Annotated in this window: 12 protein-coding genes; 8 read left to right on the top strand and 4 right to left on the bottom strand. The window is 72.5% G+C overall.

The window, feature by feature from the left end; all coding sequences use genetic code 11:
• Positions 1 to 16 precede the first annotated feature (16 nt).
• Entirely contained in the window at positions 17 to 451 is a 435-nt protein-coding gene (locus PD653B2_RS21085; protein ID WP_085874378.1) for a MarR family winged helix-turn-helix transcriptional regulator, read from the top strand.
• Positions 452 to 463: 12 nt separating this feature from the next.
• Here PD653B2_RS21085 and PD653B2_RS21080 read toward each other — a convergent pair whose 3' ends face one another.
• The 3 genes from PD653B2_RS21080 to paaN form a co-directional block, all read right to left on the bottom strand.
• Positions 464 to 1,978 (bottom strand): amidohydrolase, encoded by a 1,515-nt coding sequence (locus tag PD653B2_RS21080; RefSeq protein WP_085874377.1) that lies wholly within the window; start codon positions 1,976 to 1,978, stop codon positions 464 to 466.
• A 24-nt stretch (positions 1,979 to 2,002) separates the two neighbouring features.
• Positions 2,003 to 3,445 carry a DHA2 family efflux MFS transporter permease subunit gene (locus PD653B2_RS21075; protein WP_085874376.1) on the bottom strand — a complete coding sequence of 481 codons (1,443 nt, stop codon included), beginning with the start codon at positions 3,443 to 3,445 and terminating at the stop codon, positions 2,003 to 2,005.
• Between the two features lie 402 nt (positions 3,446 to 3,847).
• On the bottom strand, positions 3,848 to 5,509 hold the full coding sequence (paaN, locus tag PD653B2_RS21070; protein WP_085874375.1) for a phenylacetic acid degradation protein PaaN: 1,662 nt from the start codon (positions 5,507 to 5,509) through the stop codon (positions 3,848 to 3,850).
• A 94-nt stretch (positions 5,510 to 5,603) separates the two neighbouring features.
• Between paaN and PD653B2_RS21065 the strand changes: the two genes are divergently transcribed.
• Complete coding sequence (locus PD653B2_RS21065; RefSeq protein ID WP_085874374.1) at positions 5,604 to 6,248, top strand: hypothetical protein; 645 nt, start codon at positions 5,604 to 5,606, stop codon at positions 6,246 to 6,248.
• A gap of 1 nt (position 6,249) precedes the next feature.
• On the opposite strand, the gene PD653B2_RS21060 is transcribed toward PD653B2_RS21065, so the two are convergent.
• Positions 6,250 to 7,704: a serine/threonine-protein kinase gene (locus tag PD653B2_RS21060; RefSeq protein WP_085894319.1), complete on the bottom strand. Its 1,455-nt coding sequence runs from the start codon at positions 7,702 to 7,704 to the stop codon at positions 6,250 to 6,252.
• Positions 7,705 to 7,825: 121 nt separating this feature from the next.
• Here PD653B2_RS21060 and PD653B2_RS21055 point away from each other — a divergent pair, with 121 nt between their 5' ends.
• From PD653B2_RS21055 to PD653B2_RS21030, 6 genes are all read left to right on the top strand, one after another.
• A complete protein-coding gene (locus PD653B2_RS21055) occupies positions 7,826 to 8,749 on the top strand; it encodes an ABC transporter ATP-binding protein (protein WP_085874372.1) in 924 nt (307 codons plus the stop codon).
• Entirely contained in the window at positions 8,746 to 9,558 is an 813-nt protein-coding gene (locus PD653B2_RS21050; RefSeq protein ID WP_085874371.1) for an ABC transporter permease subunit, read from the top strand. Before PD653B2_RS21055 ends, PD653B2_RS21050 begins: the two co-directional genes overlap by 4 nt.
• 62 nt (positions 9,559 to 9,620) lie before the next feature.
• Entirely contained in the window at positions 9,621 to 10,187 is a 567-nt protein-coding gene (locus tag PD653B2_RS21045; protein ID WP_085874370.1) for an RNA polymerase sigma factor, read from the top strand.
• A 47-nt stretch (positions 10,188 to 10,234) separates the two neighbouring features.
• Positions 10,235 to 11,650 (top strand): M1 family metallopeptidase, encoded by a 1,416-nt coding sequence (locus PD653B2_RS21040; RefSeq protein WP_242665387.1) that lies wholly within the window; start codon positions 10,235 to 10,237, stop codon positions 11,648 to 11,650.
• Positions 11,651 to 11,760: 110 nt separating this feature from the next.
• Positions 11,761 to 12,744 (top strand): NAD-dependent epimerase/dehydratase family protein, encoded by a 984-nt coding sequence (locus tag PD653B2_RS21035; RefSeq protein ID WP_085874368.1) that lies wholly within the window; start codon positions 11,761 to 11,763, stop codon positions 12,742 to 12,744.
• Positions 12,741 to 14,240: a carboxyl transferase domain-containing protein gene (locus PD653B2_RS21030; protein ID WP_085874367.1), complete on the top strand. Its 1,500-nt coding sequence runs from the start codon at positions 12,741 to 12,743 to the stop codon at positions 14,238 to 14,240. Before PD653B2_RS21035 ends, PD653B2_RS21030 begins: the two co-directional genes overlap by 4 nt.
• Positions 14,241 to 14,262: the final 22 nt, after the last annotated feature.

Genomic DNA, 14,262 nt, shown 5'->3' with positions numbered 1-14,262 from the left:
CTGGTATAGTGGCCCCATGGCGATCAGCGATCAGGCCGTCGAGGTCCGCGCCCAGGGGTGGCGACGCCTGGCCGCGATGCACCAGCTCATCGAGACGAGCCTGGAGAAGGCGCTGCGCGACGCCCACGGCCTGTCGGTCGTCGAGTTCACGGTCATGGACGCGCTGTCTCGTCAGGACGGCTGGCACCTGCGGATGGCGCAGCTCGCCCGCGCGGCCGGGCTCTCCCCCAGCGCCGCGACCCGGCTGGTCAACCGGCTCGAGGAACGCGGCCTGCTCACGCGCATCCTGTGCGCCGACGACCGGCGCGGCATCTACACGGAGCTGACCCCGGCCGGCCGCACGGCGCTGACCCGGACCCGGCCGGCCCACGACGCGGCCCTCGAGGCCGCGCTCACCGAGGCGGCGGCCCTGCCCGAGCTCCAGGAGCTCGTCCGAGCGGTCACCGGCTGACGGGTCCGCCCGTCACCAGGCCGTGTGGACGACGGACCCGGCCACGAGCGTGAGGGCGCTCCCCATCCCCCGCAGCGCCTGCCCGAGCGCGGCGGTGTCCTGCTGGTCGTGGTCGCGCAGCAGCGGGTCGTGGTCGAGGAGCACCAGGTCGCCGCGGGAGCCGGGCGCCACCGTCGGCTGCCCGTCGACCGACGCGGCCAGCGCCTCGCGCGTGGTCAGCGCCTGCTCGCCGTGCCACGGGTCGCGCTCGTCGTCGCTGCGGTGCACGGCGGCCGCGATGGCCAGCCAGGGGTCGAGCGGCGAGACCGGCGCGTCGGACCCGAGGGCGAGCTCGACGCCGTCGTCGAGCATCCAGCGGAACGCGAAGCAGCGCTCCGAGCGCTCCCCCCAGATCTTCTCGGTGAGGTCGCGGTCGTCGAGCAGGTGCGCCGGCTGCACGCTGGCCCGGATGCCGAGCTCGGCCATCCTCCGGATGTCGGCCCGGTTGGCCAGCTGCGCGTGCTCGATCGACCCGCGGGCGCCGGTCGCGGCGTACGACGCGAGCGCCTCCGCGACCGCGGCGTCCCCGATCGCGTGCGTGGCGACCTCGAGGCCGCCCGCGTGCGCCTTGCCGAGGAGCGCGCGCAGCTCGTCGCCGGAGAGGTTGGGCTGACCGGCGGGGTACTCCAGCCGGTGCGCGTCGCCGTACGGCTCGCAGCACCACGCCGTACGGGTGTTCAGCGAGCCGTCGCTGATGATCTTGAGGGGGCCCATCGTCGCCCGGTCGTCGCAGCCCGGCAGGGTGTCGCCGGTGCGCAGCCCGAGGGCGATGACGTCGTCGAGGTGCTGGTCGTACGTCGCCGCGCGCACCCGCAGCACGTCGCACCCCGCCCAGCGCTCGACCCAGTCCATCGGCCCGCTGCCGAACTCGAAGTCGGTGAACCCGACGATCCCCTTGGCCGCGGCGAAGTCGAGCGTGCGGCGGTAGGCCTCGGGTGACGTGCCGTCGGTGCCGACCAGGCTCGCGAGGCGCGGGTAGGCCGCGAACCACTCGGCCTCGCGGACGACCGAGTCGCGGACCGGCATCGCGAGGTGCATCAAGGCGATCGTGTTCAGCCAGGCGTGGTGGCCGTCGCCGCTGATCAGGACCACCGCGGTGTCGCCGGTGACCGCGTCGAGCTCCGACACCGTGACGTCGCGGTCCCAGATGCCGGAGCGGTGGCCCCACCCGATGACGGGCAGGTCGGGGTACTCCGCCACCCGCTCGGCCACGAGCCGCAGCGCCTGCTCGGGCGACTTGGCCGGCGCCAGGTCGAGCCGGCCCGAGGTCAGGGTCCACTGCGCCATGTGCACGTGCTGGTCCCACAGGCCCGGGATCACCCAACGGCCGCCGGCGTCGACCTCGTCGACGCCGTCCGGCCGGTCGAGACCGGTCCCGACCGCGGTCACGACGCCCTGCTCGACGGCGATGTCCACGGGTCGGTCGACGCCTCGCTCGCCGTCCCCGAGCGGGACGACGCGGGCGTTGCGGATGAGGATGCTCGTCACCCCCCGCACGCTAACGGGCCCGGGTCAGGCGACGTCGGGGCAGGGCTCCTCGTCGGGTACGGCGTCCGCGGCCGGGCCGCCGTGCGCGGCCACGGCCATCGGCTTCGGCCGGAGGAACGTCCCCCCGATGACCGCCGCTGCGAGGGCGAACGCCGCGCCGGCGGCGAAGGACAGCTGGAAGCCCCCGTTGAGCGCCGCGAGCCGCGCCAGCCCGTCGGCGGCGAGCGACTCCGTGCGCCAGGTCGACAGGCTCACCAGCACCGCGAGGCCGAGCGCGCCGCCCATCATGAACGACGTGTTGACCACGCCCGAGGCCAGGCCGGCCTCCTGCGGCTCGACGTCACCCATGGCGGCCAGCAGCACCGGGTTGAACGCGATGCCGGCGCCCGCACCGAGCAGCAGCATCGAGGGGAGCACGTCGGTCGCGAAGCTGCCGTCGACCGGGGCTCGGGAGAAGAGCGCGAGGCTGGCCGCGGCCAGCGCGAGGCCCGCCACCAGCGGCGGGCGGATGCCGAAGCGCAGCACCAGCCTGTCGGAGACCCGCAGCGAGCAGAACGCCATCACCACGCTGGTCGGGACGAAGGCGAGGCCGACGTCGAGGGCGTCGTACCCCAACACCTGCTGGAGGTAGAGCGCCGCCAGGAAGAACCACGCGAACATCGCGGCCGCCCACAGCACGCCGACGACCTGCGACACCACGACGTTGCGGAGCATGAACAGCCGCAGCGGGACCAACGGCTCCGTCACCCGCGACTCCCACAGCACGAAGGCCGCGAGCAGGACGACGCTGCCGGCGATCAGCAGCGGAGCGCTGTCGACGATCCCGTAGACCGACAGCATCAGCGCGGCGGTCACGAGCACGGCGCCCAGCACGTCCACCCGGCCGCGCTGCTCGATCGCGTCGTCGGCCGGCAGCACGCGGGTCGCGGCGACCCAGACCCCGACACCGATCGGCACGTTCACCAGGAAGATCCAGTGCCACGAGAGGAGCCCGGTCAGCACCCCGCCGAGCAGCACGCCGACGGCGCCACCGCCCGACATCACGAAGCCGAAGAAGCCCATCGCCTTGGCGCGCTCGGCCGGGTCGGTGAAGAGGCCCAGGATCAGCGCCAGGGCGACGGCCGAGACCGCGGCACCCCCGAGGCCCTGGATCGCGCGGCCGACCACCAGCAGCTCCGACGACGGCGCCAGCCCGCAGGCGATGGACGCAACCGTGAAGAAGGCGACGCCGCCGAGGAAGACCCGCTTGGTGCCGAGCAGGTCGCCGAGGCGGCCCGAGAGCAGCAGGCACCCGCCGAAGGTCAGCAGGTAGGCGTTGACCACCCACGCCAGCGCCGGCTGGGAGAAGCCCAGGTCGGACTGGATCGAGGGCAGCGCCACGTTCACGATGCTCGAGTCGAGCACGATCATCAGGTCGCCCAGGCAGAGCACGTAGAGCGCCAGCCAGCGGGACTTCACGTCGGTCATCGGGTTCTCCTCGGTGGGAAGGTGCGGTCACCCGCTCCACGAACGGGGGACCACGAGATCGACAGACCTGGCGAGATTCTCTTACTCATCGGTGGTTTCGAGGCTCGTCGCTGGCGCTCCTCGCACCTCAACCACCGCACCACGGTGGTTGAGGTGCGAGCGGAGCGAGCCTCCAAACCACCACCGCGTCGATCACACGTGCCGGCGCAACACGGTGGTTGAGGTGCGACCGGAGCGAGCCTCGAAACCACCACCGCGTCGATCACACGTGCCGGCGCAACACGGTGGTTGAGGTGCGACCGGAGCGAGCCTCGAAACCACCACCGCGTCGATCACACGTGCCGGCGCAACACGGTGGTTGAGGTGCGAGCGGAGCGAGCCTCGAAACCACCACTGCGTCGATCACACGTGGCGGCGGGACTGGATGACGCGAAACCGGGAGGCGACGTACGCGCCGTCGGTGTACGACGCGGTCGCGGCCGGGTTGGCGCCGGTGCCGTGGAAGTCGGAGAACGCCGCGGACTGGTTGACGAAGACGCCGCCCAGGAGGTTCTCGGACAGCGCGACGCCCGCGTCGAGGGCCGCCTCGCGCACCTGGTCGACGACCTCCTCGGAGGTCGAGTAGACCGCGGCCGTCATCGCGCCGTGGCGCTGCACGGTGTCGCGGAACAGCTCGACGGACTGGTCGGTGCCGTCGGTCTCGATCAGGTAGGCGACCGGGCCGAAGCACTCCGACTCGTAGACGTCGGAGTCCTCCGCGGTGAGCGAGATCAGCGTGGGAGTGCGCACCGTCGCGGCGTCGTACGCCGGATGCGTCACCGTCCGCGACGCCACCAGCACGTCGTGCTTCGATGCGGCCTCGAGCCGGTCGAGCACCCCGTCGTTGACGATCCCGCCGAGCAGCTCGACCGCGCGCGCGTCGTCGCCGAGCAGCCGGTCGAGCGCCGCACCGATGCCGGCAGCGACCTCCGCGGGCGACTTCACGCCGTCGTCGGTGGCGATGCCGGCCGCGGGCAGGTAGACGTTCTGCGGCGCGGTGCACATCTGGCCGGAGTAGAGCGAGAACGAGAAGGCGAGGTTCTGGCACATCGCGCCGAAGTCGGAGGTCGAGTCGACGACGACCGTGTTGACGCCGGCCTTCTCGGTGAAGACGACCGCCTGGCGGGCGTGCTCCTCCAGCCAGTCGCCGAAGGCGTTGCCGCCGGTGAAGTCGATCAGCCGCACCTCGGGTCGCGTGGCGAGGGTCGCGGCCAGGTGGTCGTCGGGCTCCTCCGCCGCGAGGGTCACCAGGTTCGGGTCGAAGCCCGCCTCGGTCAGCACCTCCTGGCAGACCTGCACCGTGATGGCGAGCGGCAGCACGGCCGCCGGGTGCGGCTTGACCACCACCGGGTTGCCGGTGACGAGGGAGGCGAACAGCCCCGGCCAGGAGTTCCAGGTCGGGAACGTGTTGCAGCCGATCACCAGCGCGATGCCGCGCGGCACCACGGTGAACGTCTTCTCCATGCGCAGCGGCTCGCCGCGGCCGGGCTTCTCCCACAGCGCGGTCACGGGCGTGCGGGTCATCTCGGTCCACGCGTAGGCGACCGCCTCCAGCGCGCGGTCGAGCGCGTGCGCGCCGCCGGCCTGGAACGCCATCACGAACGCCTGCCCGCTGGTGTGCTGCACCGCGTTGGCCAGCTCGAAGATCCGTGCGTGCAGCCGGGCGAGGATCTCCAGGCACACGCCCGTCCGCCCGTCCGGGCCGGCGTCGCGCCACCCCTTCATGCCGGCAGCCGCCGCCGCGAGCAGGGCGTCGACGTCCGAGGCCCGCGGGTAGGACACCCCCAGCTCGAAGCCGTACGGCGAACGCTCGGTCGAGACGGTCCCGTCGGCGCCCGGCGTCGTGAGCGGGAACGCGCCGCCCAGCCACGCGTCGTACGCCGCCTTGCCGTCGGCGGCCGCGGTCTCGCCGTAGACCCGGGGCGAGGGCGACTCGTCGTACGCCGAGAAGTACCCCCGGCTGGCGCACGCGGCGACCGCGGCCTCCAGTCGCTCGCGGTGGCGGTCGAACAGGGCGTCGTTCATGGCAGGTGCTCCCAGACAGAAAAGAGTTTGTGACAGTCTTCGCACACTCTGGCACAGGACTGTCACAACAGTCAGGCGGCTACCCTCATCCGCCATGAGGGTGCGTTGGATCGGGCTGGCGCTGGTGCTCGCGCTGGTGGGAGCCGCCGCGGGCTACGGCCTGGGCGTGCTGCTCCGCTCCGAGCCCACCACCTTCGCCTCCGCCCACCCGGTGCCGGCCGTGTCGCCCTCGATCCCGATCGAACCGACCCCGAGCTACGCCCCCGACATCGACTACCCGGCCCTCGAGACCGGCCTGACCTACAAGCAGCACCGGATCGGCAACCCGCCCTACGAGTGGGAGTACGACGTGCCGAAGGGCTGGACGTCCTTCCAGGAAGGGTTCTTCGAGGTCCGCTGGCGGCCGGAGGGCGAGCCGACGGTCGGCGGCTACAGCCTACGCGTCAAGATCATCAACCAGCACGAGAGCAACGAGCAGATGGTCGCGGAGAAGAAGGCCGCGCTGACCGAGATCTACGAGGACGACGTCACGTTCACCGGCGAGACCGGCGACCGGCTGTCCTTCAGCTACCGCGACGCGGCCGCCAACAAGCTGCGCTACAACACCTTCCAGTGGTTCACCCCGACCGGCGGCGCCACCGCCGAGTTCGAGATGAGCGTCGTCGGCAGGGCCGTCGACCGGGCCGGCCTCGAGGACCTGCTCGACCACGTGGCGGCGAGCATCCACAAGCGGCCCTAGCTCAGTAGCCGTGCACCACGACGTCGTCGAGGACGTTGTTGGCGGTTGCCCGGGCGGCGCTGCGGACCTGCACCCACAGCAGCCTGTTGGAGGCGAGCTGCACGACCCGCTCGACGGTGACGCCCCCCGGGCAGCCCGTGTAGAGCACCGTCCGGGTCGGGTTCTCGTCGATGGTGTCGTCGACCGGCTCCTGGGCGTGGGTGCACTCGGGGTGCTGCGGCACCTGGTCGGGCAGCTTGGTGCCCGGCAGGATCCCGAGGAAGACGCCCTGCGACGAGGAGTCGACGTCGGTCCAGCGCTGGGACGTGCCGACCGACAGCGCCGGGAACTGCCCGCCCCCGTTCGGCGCCCGCCAGCCCTTCGGCGCCTGCGCCTGCTCCCACCCGCCCGGGACCGTGACCGACAGCGTGCCGGTCCGGTCGGTCACGGTGGTCTCGTCCTCACCGCGCTGCTCGTAGAGGTACCCGCCCACCCCGGCAGCCGCGAGCACGACCAGGCAGGCCAGCGCGCCGACGATCCGGCGGGCGGTGCGCCGCGGCGGCTTCGGGGGAGGCAGTGCCTCGGACACGACGAGCGGTGACGGCCGGGCGCCGGGCTGGGTCAGGTGCGGGTCGATCGGCAGCCACGGGGCGGACATCGAGCCCGTGGTGTCGCCGCCCAGGGCGGTCGCCAGCGCGTCGACGTACGACGCGACGTCGGGCCACCGGTCCTCGCGGTCCACCGCCAGGCCGCGCCGTACGACGGCCTCGAGCGCGCCGGAGTAGGGCCGCTCCGGGGTCGACAGGGGCGGCGGCGGGCCGGGTGAGCCCGCCGCCGACAGCGAGGCGTGGGAGTACGGCGCCCGGCCGGTGAGCAGGAGGTAGGTGAGTGCGGCCAGCGAGTACAGGTCGGCCCGTCGGTCGAGCGGCTCGCCCTGTGCCTGCTCCGGCGCGACGAACGACGGGGTGCCGCCGATCATGGTCAGCCGCGACGACATGTCGAGCGCCTTGCCGAGCCCGAGGTCGGCCACCATCGCCCGGACCCGCCCGTCGACGGTGCGGAAGAGCACGTTGGCCGGCTTCACGTCGCGGTGCAGCACGTGGCGCTCGTGCAGCGCCTGGAGGCCGGCGCCGACCTGGCGCACCACCTCCATCGCCTGGGGTGCGGTGAGACCTCCGGCCTCGAGCCGGTCGGCGAGCGTGCCCTGGTCGGCGTACGCCATCACCAGGTAGGGACGCCCGTCGCCGAGCTCGCCCGCGTCGTAGACGGTCACGACGTACGGCGACTCGACCTTGCGCAGGAAGCGCCCCTCCTCGACGAACCGCTGCCGGACGTGGCTGTCCTCGGTCCAGTTCTCGGCGAGCACCTTCACCGCGACCGGGGAGTCCAGCTGCTCGTCGTAGGCCAGCCACACGGTGGCGAACCCGCCCGACCCGATGCGTCGGCGCACGACGTAGCGACCGAGGCGAGAGGGCATGGACACGCGTGCATCATGTCAAAGCAGGGGTCCGACCCCGAGGATCCTCGGGGTCCGCTCAGGGTCGGGGGGCGTCACTTCCCCGATGTGGGCGACCGCGGTCGACCCCGAGGGTTAACCCATGATCAAGGTCGAGTCCCTCACCAAGCAGTACGCCGGCTTCACCGCCGTCGACGACGTGACGTTCACGGCGCGGCCAGGCCGCGTCACCGGATTCCTCGGGCCCAACGGCGCCGGGAAGTCCACCACCATGCGGATCATGGTCGGGCTGACCCCCGCCTCGTCCGGGTACGCCGAGGTCAGCGGCCGGCGCTTCGCCGACCTGCCCAACCCCGGGCTCGAGGTCGGCGTGCTCCTCGACGCCTCCGCCCAGCACGCGGGCCGCACCGGCCGCGAGATCCTCACCATCGCGCAGCGCACCATGGGCCTGCCCGCCGGCCGGGTCGGCGAGATGCTCGACCGGGTCAGCCTCACCGACGACGAGGCCGACCGCCGGGTCCGCAACTACTCGCTCGGCATGCGCCAGCGGCTCGGCATCGCGACCGCGCTGCTCGGCGACCCCGACGTCCTCATCCTCGACGAGCCCGCCAACGGGCTCGACCCGGCGGGCATCCGCTGGATGCGCGACCTGCTCCGCGGGTACGCCGACCGGGGCGGCACCGTGCTGCTCTCGTCGCACCTCCTGCACGAGATCGAGGTCATCGCCGACGACCTCGTGGTCATCGGCCAGGGGAGGATCGTCGCCCAGGGCACGAAGGCCGAGCTGCTCGCCACCGCCGGCACGCTCGTCCGCACCCCCGACGTGCACCAGCTGGCCCAGGCCCTCACCTCCGCCGGCGTGAGCTTCACGCCCAGCGCCGCCACCGGCAGCCAGGACGCCCTGCGGGTCGACGCCGACCCGGGCGTCGTCGGCAGGGTCGCGCTCGACGCCGGGGTCCACCTCGTCGAGCTGCGCGCCGCCGACGGGGCCGGCCTCGAGGAGATGTTCCTCGAGCTCACCGCAGACACCCAGCGCGAGACCCTCACCGAAGGAGCAGCAGCATGACCGCCACGACCCTCGAGAGTGCCGTCGAGGAGGTCGCCCGTCCGGTGCGGCCGACCCCGGCCCGGATCCCGATGTCCCGGATCGTCTCCGTCGAGCTGCGCAAGTCGTTCGACACGAGGTCGGGCTTCTGGCTGATGGCGAGCATCGGGATCCTGGCGGTCGTCGCAACCGGCGCCACGATCCTGTTCGCACCCGACGACGCCCTCACCTACGGCAACTTCGCCGCCGCGGTCGGCTTCCCGATGGCGATCGTGCTGCCGATGGTCGCGATCCTCTCGATCACCAGCGAGTGGAGCCAGCGCACCGGCCTCACGTCGTTCACGCTGGTGCCGCATCGCGGCCGGGTGCTGGCCGGCAAGGCGCTGGTCGCGGTCCTGGTCGGCGTGGTCTCGATGCTGCTCGCCGGCCTGATCGGCGCGCTCGGCAACGTCATCGGCACGTCGATCAACGGAGTCGACCCGACGTGGAACATCTCCGCCCTGGAGTTCGGCTACATCATCCTCGGCAACCTCCTCGGCATGGCCGTCGGTTTCATGCTCGGCGTCCTGATCCGCAACTCACCGGGCGCGATCGTGGCCTACTTCGTCTACAGCCTGGTGCTGCCGACCGTCACGACGGTGCTCGCCGAGACCCAGGAGTGGTTCGCCGACAAGCAGCCGTGGGTGGACTTCAACTACGCCCAGGGCCCGCTGTTCGACGGTGACATCAGCGGACAGCAGTGGGCGCAGCTCGGCGTCACCGGCCTGTTCTGGCTGGTGATCCCCCTGTCGATCGGCCTCTGGTCGGTCCTCCGGTCCGAGGTCAAGTAACAACCTCGCAACCCTTCCCCGTCGCCTGACTATGGTTCAGGCAACGGGGAAGGGTGCTGTGCATGCAGAACGAAGCGTTGACCGCGGACGAGATCGACGACCTCGCGCGTCGGTCGCAGGCCGGTGACCGCGACGCCCTCGAGGCGCTGCTCACCGCCGTCCGGCCGCGCGCCCTCAACGTCTGCCGCGGGGTGCTGCCGCACCTGCCGGACGCCGAGGACGCCTGCCAGGAGGCGCTGATCAACATCGCGAACAAGATCGGGTCGTGGGGCGGCCGCGGCCGGTTCACCACGTGGATGCACGTCGTCGCGGTCAACTCCGCGCGCTCGACGTACCGGCGCATGAAGAACCAGGCCACCTCGACCGACCCGCTCGAGGCAGGCCCCCTCGACAAGCCCGACCCGCGCACGACCAGCGTCATCGCTGGCACCCGCCTCGACCTGCTCGAGGCGATGGAGACGATCGAGAAGGACCACCCGCAGTTCGTCGAGCCGCTGCTGCTGCGCGACGTCTACGGCATGTCCTACGAGGAGATCGCCCAGCAGATCGGCATCCCGCTCGGCACCGTCAAGGCGCAGATCCACCACGGCAGGAAGCTGGCCCGGCCGTTGCTGCGGGGCACGGAGTGACGGGTCGGCGACGCCGTCCACGAACGTCGACCATCACGGGCTTGTCCGTGGCGTTGGCCGCGACCCTGGTGCTGGCCGGGTGCACCTCCGACGCCGACCAGCCGGAGGACTCACCCTCGCCGGCGCCGGCCGCGGTGCCCGAGGAGGTGGCCGACGGGGTGAGCACCCCGGTCGAGGACCGCGTCTACCCCGACGTGGGCGACCCGGGTGTCGACGCCCTGCACTACGACCTCGGCCTCGACTGGACCCCGACCACCCGCACGCTCGATGCCGTCGAGACGCTCGAGTTCCGGGCGACCACCGACGCCGACTCCTTCCAGCTCGACCTCGCGAAGCCGTTGAAGGTCGCCGCGGTGACCCTCGACGGCAAGGACGCGGCCTACGACCACGCGGGCAAGGACCTCGTCGTCCAGGAGCCGGTCCGCGAGGACGGCGAGCACACCCTGGTGATCCGCTACGCCGGCACGCCGCGCCCGGTCCCCGCACCGACCAACCGCACCGACTTCGACAGCACCGGCTGGACGATCACCCGCGACGGCGGGGTGTGGACGATGCAGGAGCCGTACGGCGCCTACTCCTGGTACGCCGTCAACGACCAGCCGTCCGACAAGGCGCTCTACTCCTTCACGATCAGCACGCCCAGTCCGGGGGTCGGCATCGCCAACGGCCGGCTGCAGTCGCGCACCCAGAAGGCGGGCGACACCGTCACCAGGTGGACCCTGGACGAGCCGGCCTCGTCGTACCTCGTCACCATCGCCATCGGCGACTTCACGATGACCGAGGACGAGTCGTCGTCCGGCGTCCCGATCACCTACTGGACCGATCCCGACCAGCCCGCGCTGCTCGCCCGGCTGCACCGGGCGCCGGCCGCGCTCGACTGGCTCGAGGACAAGCTGGGACCGTTCCCCTTCGACTCGCTCGGCTTCCTGGTCGTCGACTCCGAGAGCGGCATGGAGACGCAGACCATGATCACGCTCGGCGACACCCGCTACGCCACGGGCGCCGACACGCTGGTCCACGAGGGTGCGCACCAGTGGTACGGCGACGAGGTCACCCCCACCGACTGGCGCGACGTCTGGATGAACGAGGGCATGGCCACCTTCCTCCAGGGCGTCTGGACGGCCGAGGACCAGGGCACGTCGGTCGACTCCGTCTTCGGCACCTGGGCCGGCTACGACCAGCAGCTGCGAACCCAGTACGGGCCGCCCGCGGACTTCGTCCCGGACTCCTTCGGCGCCGGGAACGTCTACTACATCCCGGCGGTGATGTGGAACGAGCTGCGCAAGAGGCTCGGTGACGAGCTGTTCTGGCGGCTGGTCCGCGAGTGGCCGTCGGTGCACGCCTACGGCAACGCCGGCTACGACGACATCACCTCGTGGTGGTCCGAGCAGAGCGGCGAGGACCTCACCGACTTCTTCCACGACTGGCTGCTCTCCGACGAGACGCCCCCGACGTCGCCCTGATCGTCGGTCGAGCAGCGAGCGCCGGCGAGCGTCGTCGAGACCCCCGGGGTCGGCTCTGCCGACAGCAGATCCGCTTGCCCCGGCGGCGGTGACCGGGAAGGTTGGCACCCGTGAAGGTCCTGGTGCTCGGCGGTTCGGTGTTCCTGTCGAAGGCGGTCGCGACGGAGGCGGTGGCCCGCGGGCACGACGTCACGTGCGCCAACCGCGGCACCTCCGGGTCGGTGCCCGACGGCGCGACCCTGGTCGTCTGGGACCGCACGGAGCCGGTGCCGGCCGAGCTGACCGACACCTTCGACGTGGTCGTCGACGTCGGGCGCTACCCGTCCTGGACACGGTCGGCCGTGGCCGCTTTCCCCAGCGCCCACTGGGTCTTCGTCTCCACGGTCAACGTCTACGTCGACGAGTCGACCCCGGGCGGTCGGCCCGGCACGCTGCGGCTGCGTGAGCCGATCCACGAGGACGTCGACCTGTCCGTCGACATGGAGGCCTACGGCCCGATGAAGGTCGCCTGCGAGCAGATCGTCCGCGACGGGGTGGACTCCTGGATGGTGGTGCGGCCCGGTCTGATCGTCGGCCCGGAGGACCCGAGCGGCCGGTTCACCTACTGGCCGGCGCGGATGGCCGACGGGGGCACGGTGCTCGCGCCGGGCCGGCCCGACGACAGCACCCAGGTCATCGACGCCCGCGACCTGGCGGCCTGGATCGTGGCCGCCGCGGAGTCGCGGACCACCGGCGACTACGACGGCGTCGGCCACGCGACGACGATGGGCGAGGTGCTCACCGCGGTGGCGACCGGCTGCGACGCCGAGGTCGAGCTCACCTGGGTGCCGCAAGAGTTCCTCACCGAGCAGGGCGTCGAGCCCTGGGCCGGGCCGGACTCGCTGCCGCTGTGGCTGCCGCGTCCGGAGTACGACGGGATGACCGCCCACGACGCGACCCCGTCGTACGACGCGGGCCTGGTCACCCGACCGGTGGCCGAGACCGCCCGCGACACCCTGGCCTGGCTGCGCGCCACGCCGGACGCGCAGGTCACCGGCATGTCACGCCAACGGGAAGGTGCGGTGCTCGCCGCGTGGCATAGCCTGCGCGGATGACCGATCCGAAGCCCGCGCGTCTCTCGGCCGCCGAGCTGATCGACCTCGTCCTGGACGACGGGTCGTGGAGCTCGTGGGACACACCCCCCGACCGCACCGGCGTCTCGGAGGAGTACGCCGCCGTGCTCGCGGCCGCCGCGGAGAAGAGCGGCGTCGACGAGTCGGTGCTGACCGGCGAGGGGTTGATGCACGGGCGCCGGGTGGCGGTCGTGATGGGAGAGTTCGCGTTCCTGGCCGGCTCCATCGGCCGGGCGTCCGCCGACCGGCTGGTCACCGCGATCGAGCGGGCCACCCGCGAGGAGCTGCCCCTGCTGGCGGGCCCGGTGAGCGGCGGCACCCGGATGCAGGAGGGCACCCCGGCGTTCGTGCAGATGGTGCGGATCACCCAGGCGGTGGCGGCGCACAAGGAGGCCGGCCTGCCGTACCTCGTCTACCTGCGCCACCCCACCACCGGCGGCGTGATGGCATCGTGGGGGTCGCTCGGCCACATGACGGTCGCCGAGCCCGGCGCGCTGATCGGGTTCCTCGGGCCGCGGGTCTACGAGGCGCTGTACGGCAAGGAGTTCCCGGAGGGCGTGCAGACCGGGGAGAACCTCTACGCGCACGGCATCATCGACGCGGTCCTCGCCCCGCACGAGATCGCCCACATCCTCGACCGCGCGCTGGCGATGCTGACGGCGCCGCGGCTCGGCATCGCGGCGGTGCCGCCACCACCGGCCGACCACTTCTACGACGGCACCCCCGAGGTCGAGACCTGGGACGCCGTCACCCGCTCGCGCCGCGAGGACCGGCCGGGCATCCGCCGGCTGCTGCGGTACGCCGCGTCGGACGTCGTCCCCCTCAACGGCACCGGGCAGGGCGAGCAGGACCCGGGCCTCTTCATCGGGCTGGTGCGCTTCGGGGAGGCGCCGTGCGTCTTCCTCGGCCAGGACCGGCGCGGCCAGACGCTCGAGCACCCGATGGGTCCCGAGGCGCTGCGCGAGGCCCGCCGCGGGATGCGGCTCGCGTCCGACCTCGGGCTGCCGCTGGTGACCGTGATCGACACCCAGGGCGCCGCACTGTCCGCGGAGGCCGAGAACGGCGGGCTGGCCGGCGAGATCGCGCGCTGCCTCTCCGACCTGGTCACCCTCGACGCCCCGACGCTGTGCCTGATGCTCGGCGAGGGCAACGGCGGCGGCGCGCTGGCCTTCCTGCCCGCCGACCGGGTGGTCGCCACCCAGCACTCCTGGCTCTCGCCGCTGCCGCCGGAGGGCGCCAGCGCGATCGTGCACCGCGACCTCGACCACGCTCCCGAGATGGCCCGCTCACAGCAGGTGCGGGCGATCGACCTGCACGCTCGCGGCATCGTCGACATGGTCGTCGCCGAGCGCCCCGACGCCGCCGACGAGGCCGAGGCGTTCTGCCAGCGGGTCGGCCGGGTGCTCGAGCACGAGCTCGCCGTACTCCTCCGGGTCGGTCCGGGCTCCCCCGCCGACCGGGCCCGGCGCTACGTCTGAGCCCGCCGCGGGGTCGCCCTCC

It is taken from the genome of Nocardioides sp. PD653-B2, assembly GCF_002117935.1.
Taxonomy (GTDB): Bacteria; Actinomycetota; Actinomycetes; order Propionibacteriales; family Nocardioidaceae; genus Nocardioides.
This window is presented reverse-complemented; position numbering and strand designations above follow the sequence as displayed.

Bases quoted from the DNA above. Each gene is read 5' to 3' on its own strand.
- PD653B2_RS21085 (WP_085874378.1), top strand. From the start codon at position 17: ATGGCGATCAGCGATCAGGCCGTCGAGGTCCGCGCCCAGGGGTGGCGA.
- PD653B2_RS21075 (WP_085874376.1), bottom strand. From the start codon at position 3,445: ATGACCGACGTGAAGTCCCGCTGGCTGGCGCTCTACGTGCTCTGCCTG.
- paaN (WP_085874375.1), bottom strand. From the start codon at position 5,509: ATGAACGACGCCCTGTTCGACCGCCACCGCGAGCGACTGGAGGCCGCG.
- PD653B2_RS21065 (WP_085874374.1), top strand. From the start codon at position 5,604: ATGAGGGTGCGTTGGATCGGGCTGGCGCTGGTGCTCGCGCTGGTGGGA.
- PD653B2_RS21060 (WP_085894319.1), bottom strand. From the start codon at position 7,704: ATGCCCTCTCGCCTCGGTCGCTACGTCGTGCGCCGACGCATCGGGTCG.
- PD653B2_RS21055 (WP_085874372.1), top strand. From the start codon at position 7,826: ATGATCAAGGTCGAGTCCCTCACCAAGCAGTACGCCGGCTTCACCGCC.
- PD653B2_RS21050 (WP_085874371.1), top strand. From the start codon at position 8,746: ATGACCGCCACGACCCTCGAGAGTGCCGTCGAGGAGGTCGCCCGTCCG.
- PD653B2_RS21045 (WP_085874370.1), top strand. From the start codon at position 9,621: ATGCAGAACGAAGCGTTGACCGCGGACGAGATCGACGACCTCGCGCGT.
- PD653B2_RS21030 (WP_085874367.1), top strand. From the start codon at position 12,741: ATGACCGATCCGAAGCCCGCGCGTCTCTCGGCCGCCGAGCTGATCGAC.